The sequence below is a fragment of the Streptomyces sp. NPDC003027 genome (assembly GCF_053591435.1).
Map to the genome: position 1 here is coordinate 53,178 of NZ_JBSFTU010000035.1, position 20,453 is coordinate 73,630.

18 protein-coding genes and 1 pseudogene are annotated in these 20,453 nt (G+C 72.6%); 9 read left to right on the top strand and 10 right to left on the bottom strand.

What is annotated here, in order from left to right:
• Positions 1-28 precede the first annotated feature (28 nt).
• A complete protein-coding gene (locus tag ACWDX6_RS23060) occupies positions 29-247 on the top strand; it encodes a DUF6296 family protein (RefSeq protein WP_451486771.1) in 219 nt (72 codons plus the stop codon).
• 54 nt (positions 248-301) lie between these two features.
• On the opposite strand, the gene ACWDX6_RS23065 is transcribed toward ACWDX6_RS23060, so the two are convergent.
• From ACWDX6_RS23065 to ACWDX6_RS23080, 4 genes are all read right to left on the bottom strand, one after another.
• Positions 302-964, bottom strand: coding sequence for a lysophospholipid acyltransferase family protein (locus ACWDX6_RS23065; RefSeq protein WP_451486772.1), 663 nt, complete (start codon positions 962-964; stop codon positions 302-304).
• Between the two features lie 132 nt (positions 965-1,096).
• Positions 1,097-1,717, bottom strand: coding sequence for an L-threonylcarbamoyladenylate synthase (locus ACWDX6_RS23070; protein ID WP_356893862.1), 621 nt, complete (start codon positions 1,715-1,717; stop codon positions 1,097-1,099).
• 126 nt (positions 1,718-1,843) lie between these two features.
• Positions 1,844-3,466 (bottom strand): glycoside hydrolase family 53 protein, encoded by a 1,623-nt coding sequence (locus ACWDX6_RS23075; RefSeq protein ID WP_451486773.1) that lies wholly within the window; start codon positions 3,464-3,466, stop codon positions 1,844-1,846.
• A 96-nt stretch (positions 3,467-3,562) separates the two neighbouring features.
• A complete protein-coding gene (locus ACWDX6_RS23080; RefSeq protein ID WP_451486774.1) occupies positions 3,563-5,584 on the bottom strand; it encodes a beta-galactosidase in 2,022 nt (673 codons plus the stop codon).
• A 207-nt stretch (positions 5,585-5,791) separates the two neighbouring features.
• Here ACWDX6_RS23080 and ACWDX6_RS23085 point away from each other — a divergent pair, with 207 nt between their 5' ends.
• The 8 genes from ACWDX6_RS23085 (at position 5,792) to ACWDX6_RS23120 (ending at position 14,460) form a co-directional block, all read left to right on the top strand.
• Complete coding sequence (locus ACWDX6_RS23085) at positions 5,792-7,117, top strand: ABC transporter substrate-binding protein (RefSeq protein ID WP_451486775.1); 1,326 nt, start codon at positions 5,792-5,794, stop codon at positions 7,115-7,117.
• Positions 7,118-7,302: 185 nt separating this feature from the next.
• A complete protein-coding gene (locus tag ACWDX6_RS23090) occupies positions 7,303-8,148 on the top strand; it encodes a carbohydrate ABC transporter permease (RefSeq protein WP_451486790.1) in 846 nt (281 codons plus the stop codon).
• Complete coding sequence (locus ACWDX6_RS23095; protein ID WP_451486776.1) at positions 8,145-9,074, top strand: carbohydrate ABC transporter permease; 930 nt, start codon at positions 8,145-8,147, stop codon at positions 9,072-9,074. The genes ACWDX6_RS23090 and ACWDX6_RS23095 overlap by 4 nt, the downstream gene beginning before the upstream one ends.
• Before the next feature lie 25 nt (positions 9,075-9,099).
• On the top strand, positions 9,100-10,125 hold the full coding sequence (locus ACWDX6_RS23100) for a LacI family DNA-binding transcriptional regulator (RefSeq protein ID WP_451486777.1): 1,026 nt from the start codon (positions 9,100-9,102) through the stop codon (positions 10,123-10,125).
• 183 nt (positions 10,126-10,308) lie between these two features.
• Entirely contained in the window at positions 10,309-11,004 is a 696-nt protein-coding gene (locus tag ACWDX6_RS23105; protein WP_451486778.1) for a hypothetical protein, read from the top strand.
• Between the two features lie 200 nt (positions 11,005-11,204).
• Positions 11,205-12,029, top strand: a complete 825-nt coding sequence (locus ACWDX6_RS23110) for an NAD(P)H-binding protein (RefSeq protein ID WP_451486779.1) — start codon at positions 11,205-11,207, stop codon at positions 12,027-12,029.
• Positions 12,030-12,461: 432 nt separating this feature from the next.
• A complete protein-coding gene (locus ACWDX6_RS23115) occupies positions 12,462-13,316 on the top strand; it encodes an MmyB family transcriptional regulator (RefSeq protein WP_451486780.1) in 855 nt (284 codons plus the stop codon).
• Between the two features lie 82 nt (positions 13,317-13,398).
• Positions 13,399-14,460, top strand: coding sequence for a PhlD (locus ACWDX6_RS23120; protein WP_451486781.1), 1,062 nt, complete (start codon positions 13,399-13,401; stop codon positions 14,458-14,460).
• Here ACWDX6_RS23120 and ACWDX6_RS23125 read toward each other — a convergent pair.
• The 6 genes and pseudogenes from ACWDX6_RS23125 to ACWDX6_RS23150 all read right to left on the bottom strand — a co-directional run.
• Positions 14,450-16,576 carry a xanthine dehydrogenase family protein molybdopterin-binding subunit gene (locus ACWDX6_RS23125; protein ID WP_451486782.1) on the bottom strand — a complete coding sequence of 709 codons (2,127 nt, stop codon included), beginning with the start codon at positions 16,574-16,576 and terminating at the stop codon, positions 14,450-14,452. The two genes, ACWDX6_RS23120 and ACWDX6_RS23125, sit on opposite strands and share 11 nt — an antisense overlap.
• Positions 16,573-17,580: an FAD binding domain-containing protein gene (locus ACWDX6_RS23130; protein WP_451486783.1), complete on the bottom strand. Its 1,008-nt coding sequence runs from the start codon at positions 17,578-17,580 to the stop codon at positions 16,573-16,575. Before ACWDX6_RS23130 ends, ACWDX6_RS23125 begins: the two co-directional genes overlap by 4 nt.
• On the bottom strand, positions 17,577-18,128 hold the full coding sequence (locus ACWDX6_RS23135) for a 2Fe-2S iron-sulfur cluster-binding protein (protein ID WP_451486784.1): 552 nt from the start codon (positions 18,126-18,128) through the stop codon (positions 17,577-17,579). The genes ACWDX6_RS23130 and ACWDX6_RS23135 overlap by 4 nt, the downstream gene beginning before the upstream one ends.
• Positions 18,121-18,270, bottom strand: coding sequence for a hypothetical protein (locus tag ACWDX6_RS23140; RefSeq protein WP_451486785.1), 150 nt, complete (start codon positions 18,268-18,270; stop codon positions 18,121-18,123). The genes ACWDX6_RS23135 and ACWDX6_RS23140 overlap by 8 nt, the downstream gene beginning before the upstream one ends.
• Positions 18,243-19,997 carry a PP2C family protein-serine/threonine phosphatase gene (locus ACWDX6_RS23145; protein WP_451486786.1) on the bottom strand — a complete coding sequence of 585 codons (1,755 nt, stop codon included), beginning with the start codon at positions 19,995-19,997 and terminating at the stop codon, positions 18,243-18,245. The genes ACWDX6_RS23140 and ACWDX6_RS23145 overlap by 28 nt, the downstream gene beginning before the upstream one ends.
• A gap of 177 nt (positions 19,998-20,174) precedes the next feature.
• Positions 20,175-20,453, bottom strand: a pseudogene (locus ACWDX6_RS23150) (SRPBCC family protein); the annotation flags it as partial.

Sequence of the window (20,453 nt, forward strand, 5' to 3'; positions counted from 1 at the left end):
CGTGTCCCGCATCGGTATAAAGGGGCGCATGGGAAGCGTCGAACGATACGAGCTGACATTTCCGGTCTCGGGCGACTCCATCGTGGTCACCCGCACCGAACGCACGGGCGCGGGCGGACACCCCGTGTACGCCGACGAGACCGGCATCGTCCAGGCCGAGATCAACGACGAGGGCCAGGTCCGGATGGTGGCCAGCGGCGGACACCAGAGCCACGACGTCCCCGCACGCGCGACCCCCTTGCCCTGAGCCCGATCGTCCCTCACGGCCACCCGCCCGACGCGCGCGTCCGGGACACGCCCGTCAGGCGGCCGGTGCGACCGCCTCGCCCAGGTGTTCGGCGGCGGTCCGCCAGGCCGCCGTCACCGCCGCGTGGGCGTGCGCGGTCCGCTCGGTGCCGTCGCCCGTCAGCACGACGGGAGCCCCGATGTGCACATGGAGACCGGGGCGGCGCAGCGGGGCGGTCAGCAGACCCGCGAGCTGCTTCGTCCGGCCACCGGAGGTGATGCGGCGGGCGCCTGCCTGCCCGAGAGGGACGACCGGTGCTCCCGTGTGCTGAACGAGCCGCGCGAGTCCGCTGCGGAAGGGCTCGGGGGCCGCTTCCCCCGCGTCCGGGCGCCGCGGGATCCGGCCCTCGCCGTAGATGAGGACGATCCGGCCCCGGGCGAGGGCCCTGGCCGCGCCGGTCAGGGAGTCGGCGGCCCGACGGTCCCCGCGGTGGACGGGAACGTGCCCCTCCCGGGCCAGCGCCCGCCCGAACAGCGGGATGCGCCACAGACCGGCGGTCGCCAGGACGACCGGCTCGACGCCGAGGCGGCGCAGGGCCGCCAGGACGACGGCCGGATCGGCGAGCGAGGTGTGGTTGGCGGCGATGACGCTGCCGGGAGCGAACACGGCACCGGCGTCGGCGGTGACGGTCAGACGGCCCACGGCGGGCACCAGGACGTCGGCGATGCGGCTGAGCATGGGCGGATCTCCTGGACTCGGCGGTGGAGGGCTCCATCGTCGGTCCGGGATGGCCGGCGGACGTGAGTACCGGTACTCAACCGGCCCGCCCGACGTACCCAGCGGGCCGTCGGGCGGGGCGCGGCGGGGCGCCTACTCGAAGGGCGTGGTGTCGCCCGCCCCTCTGCGTACGATCTCCACCCCGTCGCCGGAGAAGTCGATGACGGTGGTCGGCTCCGTCCCGCAGTCGCCGGAGTCGAGGACGGCGTCGACGACGTGGTCGAGCCGTTCCTTGATCTCCCAGCCCTGGGTCAGCGGCTCGGTCTCGTCGGGCAGCAGCAGGGTGCTGGAGAGCAGCGGCTCGCCGAGTTCCGCGAGGAGCGCCTGGGCGACGCCGTGGTCGGGGATGCGGACGCCGACGGTCTTCTTCTTCGGATGCAGCAGCTGGCGCGGCACCTCCTTCGTCGCGGGCAGGATGAAGGTGTAACTGCCGGGCGTGGACGCCTTGATCGCGCGGAAGACGTTGTTGTCGATGTGCACGTACTGACCCAGCTGCGCGAAGCTCTCGCAGACCAGGGTGAAGTGGTGACGGTCGTCGAGGTTCCGGATGGACCTGATGCGGCTGATGCCGTCGCGACTGCCCACACGGCACCCCAGTGCGTAGCAGGAGTCCGTCGGATAGGCGACGAGCGCGCCGGAGCGGATGCTGTCGGCCACGGTGCCGATCGTGCGCGGCTGAGGATTGTCGGGGTGGACGTCGAAGTACTTCGCCATCCGCCGAGTCTAGGGTCTCCCGGCGGACGGGGTGTCCCGCCGGGTCGCCCCGTCGACGTGGGACGCCGGTGCGCGGCGTGGCCGCGGAAGCGGGGCGGGGGGCGATGCCGTCCCCCGCCCCGTCCGTCAGCGGTGGTTCAGCCAGCCCGCGGCCGGCAGCAGCCTGCTGTCGTAGTCGAAGAGGGCCTGGTTCTCCCAGCCGTTGCCGGAGGAGGGATCGGCCGGGTCCCAGCCGTTGCCCGTGACGGCGGTCCAGGTGGGCTCCCAGTACACGACACCCAGGCCCCGGCCGTTCGGCACGGCCTCGACCACGTTCATCACGTCCCGCAGCCAGGCCGCCTGACCCGCGGGGCTCGCCGGGTAGCCGGGAACCAGTTCCGCGGTGGTGTCGATGATGTTCTCGTGGCCGTCCTCGCTGTCCAGCCGGAAGGGGTATGCGGTCTCGACGACCAGCACCCGCTTGCCGTAACGGGCCGAGATGTCGTCGAGGTTGGCCTGCAGCGCGGAGAGCGGCCCGTGCCAGTAGCCGTAGAAGGACAGGGCGATCACGTCGTACGCGACGCCCTGCGCCTTCGCGTTGTCGAACCACCAGCGGTACAGGGCGTTGTCACCGCCGTGGGCCAGGTGGAGGGCGATCTGCGTGGTGGAGGAGACCGCCTTGGCGGCGGAGGCGCCGGACTTCAGCAGACCGGCGAGCTGGGACCAGTTGTCCGTGGAGCCCTCCGGCCAGAGCATGCCGGTGTTGATCTCGTTGCCGATCTGCACCATGTCGGCGGTGGTGCCCTGGGCCTTGAGGGCGTTGAGGACGTCGTACGTGTGCTGGTACACGTCCGTGGTGAGCTGGCTGTAGGAGTGGCCCGCCCACGCGGCCGGCTTGGTCTGGGCGCCCGGGTCGGCCCAGATGTCGGAATAGTGGAAGTCGACCAGGAGCTTCATGCCCTGGGCCTTGAGGCGCTTGGCGGTCGACAGCACCCGGGCCTTGTCGTTGTAGCCGTCGGCCGGGTTCACCCACACCTTCAGCCGTCCGTAGTTGGCGCCCGCCGACTTCAGGATGGACACGGCGTCACCGGTGGTGCCGCCGCTCGTACGGTAGGTGCCACCGAGATCCTCGCTCTTCTTCAGCGTGGAGACGTCGACGCCCTTCACCGCGAGCCCGGTCGTACCGGAGGTGAAGGAGAGGTCGTCGACGTTGAGCCAGTTCCCCGCCCTGGCATCGGAGTTGACGCTGATCGTGCACTGGCCGCCGGTCACCGCGACCGAGGCCACCAGGCGTATCCAGGCACCGTTGGGGGTGGGCGGAAGATCCGTGCGCTGTTCGGCCGAGCCGCAGTTGCGCAGGGCGAGGTACGCGGAGTTCTGTCCGCCGCTCGACCGCACCCAGGCGCTGAGCGTGTAGTGGCCGTTGGCCAGCCCGGACAGGAACTGGTACGTCTCCACCTTGTACGCGGACGACGACCAGTGGGTCAGGCGGTGACCGCCGCCGCGTCCGCCGGACTCGGTGAACGAGGCGGCGTTCTGGCCCGCCGCCGAGTAGGTGGACCAGCCCGACGGAGTCGCGGTGCCGACGCCGTCGCTCTCGAATCCGGCGTTGGTGAGCGTGGCGGCGGCCCGCGCCTGCGGGGCCGGCAGCGCGGCGAGGAGCAGGGTGGCGAGCGAGGCGGCGGCCGCCGCCCTCAGCAGGCGGATGCCATGCCCGGTTCTGCGTGTACCTGCCCCGCGGGTGCGCGGGGTGCGTGGTGCGACGTACATCGTCGATGTCCCTTCGACGGTGGAGGGAAAGGAAGGTGGTGCGCTGCACCCGGGGGCGGCCGCGTGGCACGGCCGCGCCCGGGGAGTCCGGTGGGGTCAGGCGTCGAGCCGTACGACGCGGACCGCGCCCGCCGGGACGGCCAGATGCCCGTCGGCGCGTTCGCCGCCGAGGAGTTCGGTGCCGGGGGTGTCCAGCGGCACCTTGGCGTCGTCGGCGGTGTGGTTGAGCACGAACAGGTAGTCGCCGCTCTCGCCGGAGCGGCGCACCACCTCGACGTCGCGGGGGAGGGTGTCACGGGAGTCGATGCCGGCGTCCTCGCAGGCGGCGCGGAGGACGGTGTCCAGCGAGGCGGCGTCGAGCCGGGTGGAGACGTACCAGGCGGTGCCCCGGCCGAGGCGGTGGCGGGTGACGGCGGGGCCCCCGGCCGCCGGGCCGTCCGCGTAGCTCCAGACGGTCTCGGCTCCGCGGGGCACGACGAACTCGGTCCACACGTCGGCGGGCAGCGAATCCCCGGCCGGGCCGGTGATCCGTACGCTCTCGCCCGCGCCGAGCGGCGACCACTCCTCGACGGTCAGACCGAGGACGTCACGCAGCGCGCCCGGGTAGGCGCCGGGGTGCACGGCGTCGTGCTCGTCGACGATCCCGGAGAAGTACGAGACCACGAGGGTGCCGCCGTCCTCGACGTACGACCGCAGATTGAGCCCGGCGGCCTCGGTGGCGAGGTAGAGCGCCGGGACGACGACCAGCGGGTAGGCCGACAGGTCGGCCTCCGGGTGGGCGAAGTCGACGGTCAGGTGCCGGTCGTAGAGGCTCTCGTAGAAGCTGTCGGCACGCTCCCGCGCGTCGTGGTCCTCGCTCGGACGCCACTCCAGGCCCTGCGCCCACCAGGACTGCCAGTCCCAGACCATGGCGGCGTCGGGGACGGTCCGCGTACCGCGTACCTCGGCCAGCGCGTCGAGGTCGGCGCCGAGCGCCACCACCTCGCGCCAGATCCGCGAGTCGGTGCCCGCGTGCGGCACCATCGAGGAGTGGAACTTCTCGGCGCCCCGCCGGGACTGGCGCCACTGGAAGAACATGGCGCCCTCGGAGCCGCGGGCGACGTGGGCGAGGGAGTTGCGGGCCATCTCGCCGGGCCGCTTGGCGGGGTTGCGGGGCTGCCAGCTGACCCCGGACGTGGAGTGTTCGAGCAGCAGCCAGGGGGCGCCGCCGGCCACCGAGCGGGTGAGGTCGGCCGCCATGGCCAGATTGACGTGGGTGCGACGCCCGTCGGTGATCAGATAGTGGTCGTTGGTGACGAGATCGACCTCGCGGCCCCAGGACCAGTAGTCGAGCGAGTCGCACTGGCTCAGCGCGGTCATGAAGTTGGTGGTGACCGGGATGCCGGGGGCGAGCCGGTGCAGGATGTCGCGCTCCCTGACGAAGTTCTCGCGCAGGGTGGCGTCGGCGAAGCGGCGGTAGTCGAGCTGCTGGGCCGGGTTGCCGACGGTGGGCGTGAGGCGGGGCGGGTCGATCTCCTCGTACGAGGCGTAGCGCTGGCCCCAGAAGGCCGTCCCCCAGGCGTCGTTGACGGCCTCGACCGAGCCGTGGGCGGTGTCGAGCCAGCGGCGGAAGTGGGCGGCGCAGGTGTCGCAGTAGCAGGCGCTGACGGGGACGCCGTACTCGTTGTGCACGTGCCAGAGGGCGAGGGCGGGGTGGGTGCCGTAGCGCCGGGCCAGCTCGGTGGTGATCCGCGCGGCGGCCTCGCGGTACGCGGGGGAGCTGTGGCAGATCGCCCCGCGTGAGCCGAAGGCGTACCGCACACCCTCGCGGGACACCGGCAGGGCCTCGGGGTGGGCGCGGTAGAACCAGGCGGGCGGCGCCACCGTGGGCGTACCGAGGTCGACGCGGATCCCGCTCTCGTGCAGCAGATCCAGCACGCGGTCGAGCCAGCCGAAGGTGTACGAGCCCGGTTCCGGTTCGAGCAGGGCCCAGGAGAAGATCCCGACGCTCACCATGGTGACTCCGGCCTCGCGCATCAGCCGGACATCCTCCTGCCAGACGCTTTCCGGCCACTGTTCCGGGTTGTAGTCCCCGCCGAAGGCGAGCCGGTGCAGGCCGTGGGGAGTGGTCTCCGGCATGAATCTCTCCTGGAACGTTGGAACGTCAAGGCGTTGGAACCTGAGGGGCTGTGAACGTACACACACCGCATCTCGACGGTGCAACGCAACATAACCGCACAGGAACAACCATTGACAAGTGTCCGGAACGTTTCTCTACTGTGAACGCTCACAGATGCATGGCCGGTCTTCCCGTGGGGGAGGGCCGCTCGTCAGGGGAGAGGCTCCATGCCCATCGTTTTGCGCCACCGCTTTGTCGCCGTCGCCGCCACCGCGACCGCTGTCGCCCTCGGCGCGACCGTGCTCACCGCCTGCGGCTCGTCCGAGGACGGCCGGCAGGCGGATTCCGGTCCCGTCTCGCTCACCTACTGGGCCTGGGCCCCCAACATGGACAAGGTGGCCGCCCTCTGGAACCGGAAGCACCCGGACATCAAGGTCACGGTCCAGAAGCAGGCCTCCGGCGACGACCTGGTGACGAAGATCATCACGGCGTCCAAGGCCCAGCAGGCCCCCGACCTCGTGCAGGCCGAGTTCCAGGCCCTGCCCACGCTGGTCAGCAACGACGCGCTCGCCGACATCTCCAAGGAGGTCGGCGGGGCCAAGGACAAGTTCGCCCCGGGGCTGTGGCAGCAGACCACGCTCGGCGGCGACGCCGTCTACGCCGTGCCCCAGGACTCGGGCCCGATGATGTTCTACTACCGCACCGACCTCTTCCAGCAGTACGGCCTGAAGGTACCCACCACCTGGGACGAGTTCGCCGCCACCGCCAAGGCGCTCAAGGCCAAGGCCCCCGACAAGGCGCTGACGACCTTCTCCTCCAACGACTCCGGCCTCTTCGCCGGCCTCGCCCAGCAGGCCGGCGCCCGGTGGTGGACCACCGAGGGCCAGAAGTGGAAGGTCGGCATCGACGACCCGGCCACCAGGAAGATCGCCGACTTCTGGGGCGGCCTCGTCGAGGAGGGCGTCATCGACAACCAGCCGATGTACACCCCCGCCTGGAACAAGGCCCTCAACACCGGGCAGCAGATCGGCTGGGTCAGCGCCGTCTGGGCGCCGGGCACCCTCACCACCGCCGCCCCCGACACCAAGGGCAAGTGGGCGATGGCGCCGCTGCCCCAGTGGGACACCGCCGAGCCCGCCACCGGCAGCTGGGGCGGTTCCACCACCGCCGTCACCACCGACTCGAAGCACAAGGCCGCCGCCGCCGAGTTCGCCACCTGGCTCAACACCGACCCCGAGGCGCTCGCCGCACTGGTGAAGGAGGCCGGCATCTACCCGGCCGCCACCGCCGCCCAGACCGGCGGCGCGCTCGCCGAAGCCCCGGACTTCTTCGCCAACCAGCCCGACTTCTACACCCGGGCCGCGTCCATCGCGAAGACCACCGCCCCCGCCGCCTGGGGCCCGAACGTGAACGTGGCCTACACCTTCTTCAAGGACGAGTTCGGCAAGGCCGCCAAGGCCAGGACCAAGGCCGGCTTCGGCGACGCCCTGACCGCCATGCAGGCCGCCACCGTCGCCGACCTGAAGAAGCAGGGCTTCGAGGTCGCCCCGTGACGCAGCCCACCACGGGCGTGCGCCGGTCGTACGGGGCCGAGGCGGCCCCGTACGCCCACCCGTCGCCCACCACCACCCTCAACGGAGCGCCAAGCGCACCCCCCGACTCTCCCTCGCCCACCGGCCGCCCCGGACGGACCTGCGGCGCCCCCTACCTCTTCCTCCTCCCGGCCGCCGTCCTCTTCCTGCTCTTCTTCGCCCTGCCCATCGGGTACGCGATCTGGCTCAGCCTCCACAAGATCGAGGTCAAGGGGCTCGGCCTGGGCCAGGGGGCCAGGAGCGAGGTCTGGGCCGGCCTGGAGAACTACACCGCCGCCCTCACCGACCCCGAACTCGGTGCGAGCGCCCTGCGCATCCTCGGCTACGGCGCGATCGTCGTACCCGTCATGCTCGGCCTCGCCCTGCTGTTCGCCCTGCTTCTCGACACCGACCGGGTGCGGGCCCGCTCCTTCTCCAGGCTCGCGATCTTCCTGCCGTACGCCATCCCCGGCGTGATCGCCGCCCTCCTGTGGGGCTTCCTCTACCTGCCGGACGTGAGCCCGTTCTTCCCTCTGCTCGACGCCCTCGGGCTGCCGCGGCCGGACCTGATGGACGGCGGGCCGCTCTACGGCGCCATGGCGAACATCGCGGTCTGGGGCGGCACCGGCTTCAACATGATCGTGATCTACACCGCGCTGCGGTCCATCCCCGCCGAGGTCCACGAGGCGGCCAGGCTCGACGGCTGCTCGCAGCTCCAGATCGCCCTGCGCATCAAGATCCCGATGGTGGCCCCCTCGCTGGTCCTGACGTTCTTCTTCTCGATCATCGCCACGCTCCAGGTCTTCAACGAGCCCACCACGCTCAAGCCCCTCACCAACGGCATCCCCACCACCTGGAGCCCCCTGATGAAGGTCTTCAACGACGCCTTCGTCGGCGGCAACATCCACGCCGCCTCGGCCACCGCCGTGGTCCTCGCCGCGGCGACCTTCCTGCTGTCCTTCGCCCTCCTCCGGGCCGCCAACCGCCGTACCAAGCAAGGAGCAAGCCGATGAGCGGGCTCGCCGCCCCGCCGCAGCCGGGCAAGGAGGCCGCGGCCGCCGGCCGTACCGCCGGGGCCGCGCCCGGCGCCTCCCAGGGCCCGGGGCGCCCGCGCCGCGCCGCCCTGCTGCCGACCGCCGCACTGGTCCTCGGCGCGCTCTACTGCCTGCTGCCCGTCGCCTGGGTCCTGGTGGCCTCCACCAAGTCCGGCGCCGACCTCTTCTCCACCTTCACCTTCCTGCCGGGCGACGGCTTCGGCGACAACCTCGCCGACCTGAGCGCGTACCGCGAAGGCATCTACTGGCGCTGGATGGGCAACTCCCTGTTCTACGCGGGTCTGGGCGCCGTCCTCTCCACGATCGTGTCGGCCCTCGCCGGCTACGCCCTGGCGGTGTACCGCTTCCCCGGCCGCGAGACCTTCTTCAACGTGATCCTCACCGGCGTCCTCATGCCGCCGGTGATCCTCGCCATCCCGCAGTACCTGCTGATGGCGCAGGCCGACATGACGGACAGCCGCCTCTCCGTCCTGCTGCCGCTGATCCTCTCCCCGTACGGCGTCTACCTCGGCCGGATCTACGCCGAGGCGGCCATTCCCATGGAGCTGGTCGAGGCCGGCCGGATGGACGGCGCGGGGGAGTGGCGGATCTTCCTGCGGATCGCCGCCCCGATGATGTCCCCCGGCCTGGTGACGATCTTCCTCTTCCAGTTCGTGGCCATCTGGAACAACTTCCTCCTGCCGTTCATCATGCTCGGCGACGACGAGAAGTTCCCCATGACCGTGGGCCTGTTCACCCTCCTCAAGCAGGGCGCCGGCCAGCCCTCGCTCTACACCCTGGTGATCACCGGCGCGCTCCTCGCGATCGTGCCCCTCATCGCCCTGTTCCTGGTCATCCAACGGTTCTGGAGCCTCGACCTGCTGTCGGGCGCCGTAAAGTCCTGAACAGCAGGGAACGAGGGGAAAAGACATGAGCACAGCAGCGAGCAGGCGTCGCCCCGTGACGATCCACGACGTGGCGCGCGAGGCCGGTGTCTCGCGCGGGACCGTCTCCCGCGTTCTCAACGGCGGCCACTACGTCAGCCCCACGGCGAAGGCGGCCGTCGACGCCGCGATCCGCAGGACGGGTTACGTCGTCAACCGGCACGCCCGCTCGCTGATCACCGGCAAGTCCGACTCGGTCGCCTTCCTGCTGACCGAGCCCCAGGAGCGGTTCTTCGAGGACCCCAACTTCAACGTGCTGCTGCGGGCCTGCACCCAGGCGCTCGCCGCCCGGGACATCCCGCTGCTGCTGATGATCGCGGGCACCGAGGACGAGCGGCGGCGCAATCTGCGCTACATCGAGGCCGGGCACGTCGACGGAGTGCTCCTGGTCTCCAGCCACTCCGGCGACCCCGTGGTGGCGCGGCTGCACGAGGCGGGCGTGCCGGTGGTCGCCTGCGGCAAGCCGCTGGGCCAGACCGCGAAGGTCGGCTACGTCGCCGCCGACGACCGCGACGGAGCGCGGGACATGGTGCGCCACCTCTACGGCTCCGGGCGCCGCCGGATCGCCACCGTCGCCGGCCCGCTCGACACCCCCGGCGGCGTCGAGCGGCTCGCGGGCTACCGCGAGACGCTGGCCGAATGCGGGCTGCCCGTCGACGAGAGGCTGATCGTGACCGGCGACTACAGCCGCGCGAGCGGCGAGGCGGCCGGCGCCCTGCTCCTGGAACGCGCACCGGACGTCGACGCGGTCTTCGTGGCGTCCGACCTGATGGCCCAGGGCGTGCTCGACGCCCTGGCCCGGGCCGGACGCCGGGTCCCCGACGACGTCGCGGTGGGCGGCTTCGACGACTCCCCGGCGGCGCTGTCGTCCCGTCCGCCGCTCACGACGATCCGTCAGCCGTGGGACCGGATCAGCACCGAGATGGTACGGACGCTGCTCGCCCGGATAGGCGGCGAGGAACCGGCCGCGGTCATCCTCCCCACGGAACTGGTGCGCCGCGAATCGGCCTGACCCTCGCGCGGGTCCCCCGAGTGGCGTAAAGCGCACCTGGACACCCCTACCGGCCGGTCCTCCTCTCTCGTCACTTCGCACGGCAGCGCCACAACCCCCCCCCACGCGGGTGCGCACCACCGGCACCGAATCCGCACCTCCTCGCACCCCCCCACCATCGATCGACCGTCCGAGGAGACCCCCATGTCCATCGCCACGTCACGCACGCGCCCGCTGTTCGCGGCGGCGGCCGGTCTCGCGACCGCCGCCGCCCTCGCGCTCGTCGGCGTCACCACCGCCAACGCCGGGGAAGGGTCGGCCTCTTCGACCACCGTGTCCCCGGCAGGGCACTCGTTCGCCGCCAAGCTGACCGGCAAGGCCACCTTCACGGCGGGATCGACCACCATGACCTGCACGGTCTCCGCCTCGACGCCGACGACCGGGCCCGACAACACGATCCCGGCCGCGCCCGGCAACCACAACGCGGCGGGCCCGGTCGGCGCCACCATCAACCCGCCGACCTTCAGCGGCTGCACGACCGACGTCAGCGGTGTGAACGTGACCGTCACCAGCAACTCCACCAACGGCGCCTGGTCCCTCTCCGCCCAGCACGGCACCCCCGTCTCCGCCGCGCTGACCATGCCGAAGGGTGGGGTCGTGCTCCGGACCAGCGGGCTGGCCAGCTGCACCATCACCGCCTCGCCGGGCGGACCGACCTCCGTCGGCGGAACCTGGACCAACGGCGCGCCCTCCGCACTGGCGATCGCCGACGCCCCGGTCCCGGCGACCGTGACCGGCGGCTTCCTCTGCCCCACGGGCAACCGGTCGGCCACCTTCACCGCCACCTACCAGATCACCGACACCACGGACCCGAGCCGGCAGATCACCGTGACGAGCTGACACTCCCGCTCACCGGCCCGGCCCCGGCGCGCCCCCGCGCCGGGGCCGGGCCGCCGCAGGCGCCCAGCCACTTTCCGCATTAGGCCTAGGCCTGGGGACGTAAGCGCGGTTGGTCCTCTTCGCCGATGCGGTGGGTCGCTCACCCCTCCTAGGGTCGAAACGGCCAGGGTTGATCAACCCGAGGCGGAAAAGGAGATGCCGTGATCGTGGTGACCGGTGCCACCGGGAACGTCGGCCGTTGCCTCGTCGGGCGGCTCGCCGCCGGGGGGCGGTCCGTGCGGGCGGTGAGCCGCGACGTCGAGCGGGCCGCCCTTCCCCCGGGCGTGGAAGTGACGCGTCTCGAGTCAGCCGGGCTGTTCGAAGGAGCGTCGAAGCTCTTCCTGCATGTGCAGGCCACCGGCGACCGCACAGGCGCCGTCCTCGACCAGGCCCGCGCGGCCGGCGTACGACACGTCGTCATGCTCTCCTCGGGAATCATCCAGGAGGGCGCCGACGAGAGCCACCCGATCCACATCCAGCATGCGCGCGCCGAGCGACTGGTCCGGGGCAGCGGCTTGGAATGGACCTTCCTGCGCCCCAACGCGTTCTCCGTCAACTCCTTCCAGTGGGCCCCGCAGATCCGCGAGGGCGACACCGTGCGCGGCCCCTTCGCACATGCCGTCACCGCCCCGATCCACGAGGACGACATCGCCGCGGTGGCCGAGCGTTCCTTGCTCGACGTGGGCCACGAGGGCGCCGTCCACCGGCTCACCGGACCCGCGGCGGTGACGAACGCGGGGCAGATCGCGGCCATCGGGCAGGAGCTCGGCCGGGACCTGACGTACGTCCAGGTTCCCCCGGAGGAGGCGGAAGCGGACTTCTTCCCGGACATGCCACGGCAGATGGTGCGGGCCGTGCTGAAGTCCTTCGCGGAGACGGTCGGTTCCCGACCCGAGATCACGTCGACGGTCGAGAAGATCACCGGCCGCCCGGCGCGCACGTTCGCGCAATGGGCCAAGGACCACCGGGCGGCCTTCGCGGCCTGAGCCGGCCCCGTCACATCCTGGGGCCTCGTCACGTGCCCGGAGCGGTCGGTGGCCGGCCCGGGGGCGGGGGTGCGGCCCGGGCCGGCTGGTGGCCCAGGGGCGAGGGTGCCGCCCGGGCCGGTGACCCGGCAGCGAGGGTGCCGCCCGGGCCGCCGTGACCCGAGGCGGCGAGGGTGCCGCCCGGGGCCGGTCGCGGGGCCAGGTGACAGGGGGATGCCGTTCTGGTGTGCCCGCTACGGCTGGTGCCGAGGACGCTACGTCATGGCGATTGTCGACACCGGCCGCGGTCCCCCAGAGTCTCGCCGCTCGGGGGTGGGCTTTCCAGGGAGCGGCGATGCAGATAATTGCCTCGTCCAGCCACCGCCACAGCGCCGCCGCGTGTACGGCGTATACCGCTGTCGTCGGTGTCCGAACGAGCGAAGGTGTGCCCCCGTGAACGTCGCGACCGCCCGCAAGCCGTTGAAGCAACTCCTCGTGGAGCGCCGGGCGGCGATCGATCCGGTCTCCGCGGGCTTCCCGCCGCGGACGGCCGGGCCCGGGCGACGCGCGGCGGGACTGTCCCAGGAGCAGATGGACGAACTGCTGGAACGCGCTCCGGGCACCTACAACCGGTTCGAGAACGGCCAACTGGCCAACCCCAGCAGCGACTTCCTCCGCTCGGTCGCCAAGGTGCTCCGGCTGAACGAGCAGGAGTGGACGTTCCTCTGGCGGCTGGCCCGCCGCGAGAACCCGCCCTTCACCTTGCACCGGGACTCGGGCATGTCCGTCCCGGGCGTGTGGCAACGGGTCGTCGACCAGATCACCGGCGCCCTCGCCTACATCAACGACGCCGAGTGGAACGTCCTCGCCCACAACCAGGAGTACCGCCACCTCTTCCCCGGCAGCCGGCCGCCCGCCAACACCATGCGCTGGATGCTGCTCGACCCCCTCGCCCGCTCCGAGGTCCTCATCGACTGGGACACGCGCTGGGCCCCGCTCGTCATGCCCCAGCTGCGCCACGCCGTGGAGATGCGGCCCCACAACACCGCCCTCGCCCGCCTGGAGGCCGAGGTGCTGCGGGACCCGGTCGCCGGCCCGCTCTACCGCGAGACCGCCACCGCCCCCGTCCCGTACCCGGACGGCTCCGAGCGGCCGATCAACCACGCCGTGCACGGCCCCGGTTGGGTCACCACCTGCGTCTCCGAGCCCGTCACCTCGCCCGGCGCCCGCGTCATGCTCCTGCTCTACACCGCCGGCGCCTCCCTCACCGAACGCCACCCCGTCCTCACCGCACCGCTGCGGTCCTGAACCGTTCCTCCGTCCGCGCAGCAGGCCGCGCGCCCCCTCGCCCACCGTTCCGTACGCCTGCCCGTCCTCCAGGGAGTCGACCTTGACCCGTCTCGCCCGTCCCGCCATCGCCCTGCCCGAACACGTCGTCACCACCGACGAGTTGTGCGACGACATCCGCCGCGCCCACCCCGATCTGCCACGCCTGGAGTCGTATCTGCGGATCGCCCGCGCGACGACCGTCAGGACCCGGCGCTTCACCCGCCCCCTGTCCGCACCCACCGTCTCGGGCACCGCGCCGATCGAGGAACGCAACCGCGCCGCCTACGAGGACGCCCTCCGACTCGCCATCGCCTCCGGCCGCCAGGCCCTGGCCAACGCCGGACTGGAGCCGGAGGACATCGACTGCGTCGTCACCAGTCACACCACCTCCTGGACCGTGCCCTCCCTGGACATACATCTCGTCCACGAACTGGGCCTCAGACCCGGCATACGCAGGGTCCCGATGGGGACCCTGGGCTGCGCGGGCGGGGCGCAGGCGCTGGTCCACGCCCATCGGGACATCACCGCCCACCCCGGGGCCAACGTCCTCGTCGTCGTGGCCGAATGCCTCTCCACGGCCACGTACAACCACGCCGACACGAGCCGCGAATCGATGATCTACAAGACCCTGTTCGGTGACGGCTCCGGAGCCGTCGTGGCCACCGGTGCGCCCCGCTGGTCGGGGCCGGGCGTCCGTCTCGACGACGCTCTCGAGTACGTCCTGCCCGACAGCATCGACCGCTACCAGGGCCGTCTCTCCGCGGCGGGCCTCGCCTTCGACTCCACCACCTCCGCCACCCGGGCCCTGAACGACTGCCTGCCCGAGATCACCAAGTGGCTCGGCGGACGCCCGCTCGACTTCGCCGTCGTACACCCCGGCGGGCCCCGGATCCTGACCGACGCCGCCCACGGTCTCGGTCTGGATCCCGACCCGGCCACCGGCGACCTGACACACTCCTGGGCCTCTCTCGCCGAAGTCGGAAACCTCGGCGGCTCGGCCGTTCTCGACGTCCTGGCCCGTACGTTCGACGACCCGCCCGCGCACGGCGCCGAGGGCATCCTGATCGGCTTCGGCCCCGGCTTCACGGCCGCCGCCGTACACGGACGCTTTCTCAGGCGGTGAGGTGCGGCAGGAGCCGGTCCGGGGTCAGGGGCAGATCCCGCAGGCGCACGCCCACCGCGTGATGGACCGCGTTCGCCAGGGCGGCGGCCGTGCCCACGATGCCGATCTCACCGATCCCCTTGCTCCCCATCGGATTGAGGTGAGGATCCTCCTCCTCGACCCAGTGCGCTTCGATCGCGGGCACGTCCGCGCACGAGGGGACGTGGTACGACGCCAGATCGCGCGCCGTGAAGTCCCCGAAGGCCTCGTCCATGCCGCTGCCCTCGGTCAGGGCCATGCCGATCCCCATGGTCATCCCGCCGATGAACTGGGAGCGCGCGGTACGGGGGTTGAGGATGCGGCCGGCGGCGTACACACCGAGGAGGCGGCGTACGCGCACCTCGCCGGTCACGGTGTCGACCTGGACCTCCGCGAAGTGCGCGCCGAAGGCGTGACGCGCGTAGGGGGACTCCCGGCCCGCCTCCTCCTCGGTGTCCGCCGAGGTGGACACGCCCTCGGCCGGCAGCCGGCCGGGGTACGCGCGCAGCTTCTCGGTGAGGGCGGTGCACGCCTTGTGCACGGACCACCCCCAGGACGCGGTGCCCGAGGAGCCGCCCGCGAGCGGCGCGTCGGGCAGCGCGCTGCTGCCGAGCTCCACCCGGACCGACTCCGGGTCGGTGCCGAGCGCTTCGGCGGCGATCTGCGCGAGAACGGTGCGGGCGCCCGTGCCGATGTCGGTGGCGTTGAGGCGGACGGTGTACGTGCCGTCGGGTGCGGCATGCGCGGCGGCGGTGGAGGGGCTGAGGAGGACGGGGTAGGTGGCCGAGGCCACGCCCGTACCGAGGAGCAGGTCCCCCTCCCGGCGCATGCCGGGACGGGGATCGCGTCGCTCCCAGCCGAAGCGCCGCGCCCCCTCCCGGAGGCATTCGACGAGGTGCCGGCTGCTGAAGGGCCGTCCGCTGTCGGGTTCGGTCTCCGGCTCGTTGCGCAGGCGCAGCTCCACGGGGTCGACCCCGGCGGCGACGGCCAGTTCGTCCATCGCGGACTCCAGGGCGTACATCCCCGACGCCTCACCGGGGGCGCGCATCCACGAGGGGGACGGCACGTCCAGCGCCACCACCCGGTGGGCCGTGCGGCTGGACGGCGAGGTGTACATGGTGCGAGCGGGGACGGCGGCCTGCTCGACGAACTCCTTGACCGTGGACGTCTGGGTGACGACCTCGTGGCCGAGGGCCGTGATGACACCGTCGGGACCCGCCCCGATCCGTACGCGCTGCACGGTGGGGGCGCGGTGGCCGACGACGGCGGCGAGATGCCGGCGGGGGAGCGCCAGTTTGACCGGGCGACGGATGTGGCGGGCGGCCATCGCGGCCAGCACCACCTGGGGGCGCGGCGTGCCCTTGGATCCGAAACCGCCGCCGACGTGCTCGGACGTGACGGTGACCGCCTCCTTCGGCAGGCCGAAGAGGGCCGCGAGGGTGTCCCGTACGGTGGTCGAGCCCTGACTCGAGTCGTGGACGGTCAGCCGGTCGCCGTCCCACCACGCGGTGGAGGCGTGCGGTTCCATCGGATGGTTGTGGAGCGCCGGCATGGTGTACGTGGCGTCGACGCGGATGTCGGCGGAGGCGAAGGCCGCGTCGAAGTCGCCCCTTTCGCGTACGGCCGGAACGTCGTCGTCGGCGTCCTGGGGGGTGTGCAGGCGCGGATGATCCGCGGTCAGCCGCACATCGTGCTGCTCGGTCTCGTACGTGACGCGCAGCGTGTGGGCGGCGGCGCGGGCGTTCTCCGGCGAGTCCGCCACGACGAGGGCGACGTACCAGCCGCGGTGGGGCACCCGGTCGTTCTGGAGCAGCGCGAGCGTGGGGTCGTCGGGCGCGCCCAGGCGCGGTGCGTTCGTGTGCGTGAGGACGGTGAGTACGCCGGGCAGGGCCAGCGCCTCGCCGGCGTGGACGGCCGTGACCCGGCCGCGCGCGACGGTGGCGGGCACCGGCCACGCGTAGGCGCAGTCCGGCGGGGTGTGTTCGGCCGCGTAACGGGCCGCGCCCATGACCTTCTCCCGGGCTTCGCGGCGCGGGACGGCGCTGCCGGGCGCCGTGGGGGACCGGGGGGCTTCGGTGAGGGTCGGTGCGTCGGTCATGTCGGGGGCCGGTCTCCTTCGGCTCGGGACGCGAGGTCGCTCAGGACGCTGACCGCGAGGTTCCGGGCGAGCGCCACCTTGAAGGCGTTGTCGCGCAGCGGTTCGGCCGCGGCGAGTTCGGCGTCGGCGGCGCGCGCGTAGGTCCGCGCGGTGGCGGGTGCCCCGCGCAGCACGTCCTCGGCCGCGCGGGCCCGCCAGGGCCGGTGCGCGAGCCCTCCGAAGGCGAGCGACGCGTCCGCGACGACACCGTCCTCGACGCGCACCGCGGCGGCGACGGAGGCGAGGGCGAAGGCGTACGAGGCGCGGTCGCGGGCCTTGCGGTAACCGCTGGGCGCGGTCGCCGGGCGGGGCGGCAGGCTCACGCCGGTGATCAGCTCGCCCGGGCGCGCGACCGTGTCCAGATCGGGGCGGTCGCCGGGCAGGCGGTGGAAGTCCGTCACCGGGACCGTGCGCTCACCGCGCGCGTCCCGCAGATGGACCACGGCGTCGAGGGCGGCCAGCGCGACGGCCATGTCCGAGGGGTGGGTGGCGACGCAGTGGGCGGAGTGCCCGAGCACTGCGAGATCGCGATGGGCGCCGTCGCGCGCGGGGCAGCCCGTGCCCGGCTCCCGCTTGTTGCAGGGTTTGGACGGGTCCTGGAAGTAGGGGCAGCGGGTGCGCTGGAGCAGGTTCCCGCCGGTCGTCGCCGTGTTGCGCAACTGACCCGACGCTCCCGAGAGCAGGGCCCGCGACAGGGCGGTGTAGCGCGTGCGGACGATCGGGTGGGCGGCCAGGTCGCTGTTGCGGACGGCCGCCCCGATGTGGAGACCGCCGTCGGGAGTCTCCTCGATGCCGTCCAGCGGCAGCCGGCTGACGTCGATGAGGAGCTCCGGCGCGGCGACGCCCAGCTTCATCAGATCCACGAGATTGGTCCCGCCGGCCAGGAACTGGGCGCCCGGGTGGGCGGCGAACGCCTCGAGCGCCTCCTCGGCGGTCGAGGCGCGCAGGTACGAGAAGGGCCTCACGGCGTCGAGGCCTCCTCGATCGCGTCGACGATGTTCGGGTAGGCGCCGCACCGGCAGAGGTTGCCGCTCATGCGCTCGCGGATCTCCCGGGCGTCGAGTGCGGCAGCGCCCTCGCCGGGGAGGCGGTCCATGTCGGGCGGGGTCACGTACGAGGGGTGTCCCGCGGCGGCTTCGTCCAGCATGCCGACGGCCGAACAGATCTGTCCCGGTGTGCAGTAGCCGCACTGCAACGCGTCCCGGTCGACGAACGCCTCCTGCACGGGATGCAGCCGCTCGCCGTCGCTCAGGCCCTCGACCGTGGTGATCTCCGAGCCGTCGCAGGCCACCGCGAACAGCAGACAGCTGTTGGCGCGGCGGCCGTCGACGAGCACGGTGCAGGCTCCGCACTGCCCGTGGTCGCACCCCTTCTTCGCGCCGACGAGGTCCAGGTGCTCGCGCAGGGTGTCCAGGAGCGTGGTGCGGTTGTCGAGCCGCAGCGTCCGCTCGGTCCCGTTGACGCGCAGGGCGACGGCGGAGACCGCCTCCTGCGGGAGGCCGGTCTCAGGCATCGGTGGCCTCGACGTCGCGCGGCAGCACGATCCCGTCCATGGCGCCCACCCTTTCGTTCGCTTTCACGGCGTATTTTCCGAAATCTTCTCTTCCCGCCGGACGCCGGTCGTATGTCAGTCGATCCGGATCGCCAGCAGACACGCGTCGTCCTCGTGGCCCGAGCGGACGTGGTCGGCGACCAGCTGGTCGATCGTCTGCTGCGGCGTCAGCCCCGCCGCCTCGCCCAGCGCCTTCGTGAGCCGCTCGATGCCCTCGCCGATGTCCTCGCCCCGCCGCTCCACCATGCCGTCCGTGTACAGCAGCAGCAGATCGCCCTTGAGCAGCTGGTACGCCGACGTGTCGTACGCGTAGCCCGGCAACGCCCCGAGCAGCGGCCCGCGCTGCTCGGTGGTGAGGGTGAAGGCGTGGCCCTCCCGCCGCAGCAGCGGCGCCGGGTGCCCCGCGTCGGCCCAGTGCAGCACCCGGTCCTCGTCGATGTGACCGGCGATCACCGTCGCCGTCTGGCCCGAAGGGTCGCTGCACACCAGTTCGTTCAGCCACGTCATGATCTCCCCGGCCGGGGCACCGGTCTGCGCGAGCCCCGCCAGCGCGTGGCGCTGCTGGGCCATGCGGGCCACCGCGTCGAGACCGTGGCCGCAGGCGTCGCCCATGGCCACCAGCACCCGGCCGTCCGGGAGCAGGCGGCACTTGTACCAGTCGCCACCGACCGCCGAGTCCGGCTCGGACGGCTGGTACGCGGCGGCCACCGTCAGCCCGACGGCGGCCAGCTGCTCCGAGAGCGTCGGCAGCAGCGCCTCGCGCAGGGAGGCGGCGACCCGGCGTTCCGCCTCCGCCTGCTGGCGCAGTCGCTCCGTCTCGCGTTCCGTCTCCGCCAGTCGGCGGCGGCTGCGCATCTGCGGGGTCAGATCCCGGGCGACCAGATGCACGGCCCACGGCCTGCCGTCCGTTCCCGCCACCGGCCGCCCGAGCAGGTCGAGCGTGCGCACCTCGCCGAGCACCAGGAACCGGATCCGCGTCCACGCCGGTTCCTCACCCGCGAGGACGGCCGTGATGAACTCGGCGAACGCCGTCGTGTCGGCGGGCAGCAGCGCGTCGCACAGCTCCGTCAGCGACCACGGCATGCGCATTTCCGTACGGAAGATCCGGCTCAGCCCCTCCGACCAGGTCACCTGCCCCGAGAGCAGGTCCCAGTGGCCCCACCCCATGGACGCGAGGTGCTGCGCGTCCAGGGTGAGGAGCTCGGCCTGGCTGCGGACCGGGCGCCAGGTGACGACCAGCTCGCCGCCGCAGGCCGCGGCGCAGTACAGGAGCTGGGCGCGGTGGAGCCGGCCCTGCCGCTCCTCCGTGTAGTCCACGACCAGGCCGTCCATGGCGCGCCCCGAGGTCAGGACGTCGGCGAGCGCCCCCAGCAGTCCGCTCGCGGCCGCGCCGGGCCGTGCCTCCATGAACCGCTGGCCCACCTGGTGGCCCGGTGTCTCCAGCCACTCGGCCGACCGGATGTGGTTCCCGGCCCGGATGACGAAGTCGACGATCCCGCCGTTGTCGTCCCGCACGGGAGTGAGCAGCGCGGCGGAGACGGGGATGGCGGGCAGAGCGGCGCAGACGCACGACCAGGGGTCGTGGTTTTTCCCGATCAGGGCCGCGTTCCCGGTCGCGTCGCCGCTGCCGCAGAGGCAGGAGGTGGTGAGGGCGTCGTCGTGCCTGCGCGGAAGGATCGCCGCGCTCTGCAGGGGCGAGGCGCGGTCCCGGGCCGTCGGCGGGGGCCGGCGCGCCTCGGTCTTGCGCCGTACGTCGGCGCGGAGGGCGGCGATCTCGCGCCCGATCACCGCTTTCAGCTCGGACACGTCGTCGGGGAGGGGAACGTTCATGGCGCACCTCTGGCCGGTGGGGGGTGGTGCGGCGCCGGGGGCGTCACCGCCCGCGGGCCTCTGTGGAAGCGAGGGTCCTGATGCCGCGACCGCCCCCCGCGGACCGCAGTGTGGCCCGGCTCCCCGCGCCGGGACCCCTTCGGGCGCGGGCGAGCCGGGACACGCGCGGTGGTGCGATCAGCCGTGGCGCATGTCGTCCGGGTCGGCCGGCAGGGGGCCGGGACCGGGCACCGGGCGGCCGGGGGCCGAGCCCTCGGAGCCGGACATGCCCTGGGTGGCGTCGCCGGGGGTGATGCGTCCGCGCCAGCCGCCGCTCTCCGTGCCGCGTTCCTCGATGAAGCCCTTGAACCGCTTCAGGTCGCCCTTGACCCGGCGGTCCAGCACACCCATCGCGTCACCGGCCTTCTCCGCCATGCCCTCCGGCTCGAAGTCCATCGCCAGACTCACCCGCGTATG

Bases quoted from the DNA above. Each gene is read 5' to 3' on its own strand.
- ACWDX6_RS23060 (WP_451486771.1), top strand. From the start codon at position 29: ATGGGAAGCGTCGAACGATACGAGCTGACATTTCCGGTCTCGGGCGAC.
- ACWDX6_RS23065 (WP_451486772.1), bottom strand. From the start codon at position 964: ATGCTCAGCCGCATCGCCGACGTCCTGGTGCCCGCCGTGGGCCGTCTG.
- ACWDX6_RS23070 (WP_356893862.1), bottom strand. From the start codon at position 1,717: ATGGCGAAGTACTTCGACGTCCACCCCGACAATCCTCAGCCGCGCACG.
- ACWDX6_RS23075 (WP_451486773.1), bottom strand. From the start codon at position 3,466: ATGTACGTCGCACCACGCACCCCGCGCACCCGCGGGGCAGGTACACGC.
- ACWDX6_RS23080 (WP_451486774.1), bottom strand. From the start codon at position 5,584: ATGCCGGAGACCACTCCCCACGGCCTGCACCGGCTCGCCTTCGGCGGG.
- ACWDX6_RS23085 (WP_451486775.1), top strand. From the start codon at position 5,792: ATGCCCATCGTTTTGCGCCACCGCTTTGTCGCCGTCGCCGCCACCGCG.
- ACWDX6_RS23095 (WP_451486776.1), top strand. From the start codon at position 8,145: ATGAGCGGGCTCGCCGCCCCGCCGCAGCCGGGCAAGGAGGCCGCGGCC.
- ACWDX6_RS23100 (WP_451486777.1), top strand. From the start codon at position 9,100: ATGAGCACAGCAGCGAGCAGGCGTCGCCCCGTGACGATCCACGACGTG.
- ACWDX6_RS23105 (WP_451486778.1), top strand. From the start codon at position 10,309: ATGTCCATCGCCACGTCACGCACGCGCCCGCTGTTCGCGGCGGCGGCC.
- ACWDX6_RS23125 (WP_451486782.1), bottom strand. From the start codon at position 16,576: ATGACCGACGCACCGACCCTCACCGAAGCCCCCCGGTCCCCCACGGCG.
- ACWDX6_RS23135 (WP_451486784.1), bottom strand. From the start codon at position 18,128: ATGCCTGAGACCGGCCTCCCGCAGGAGGCGGTCTCCGCCGTCGCCCTG.
- ACWDX6_RS23145 (WP_451486786.1), bottom strand. From the start codon at position 19,997: ATGAACGTTCCCCTCCCCGACGACGTGTCCGAGCTGAAAGCGGTGATC.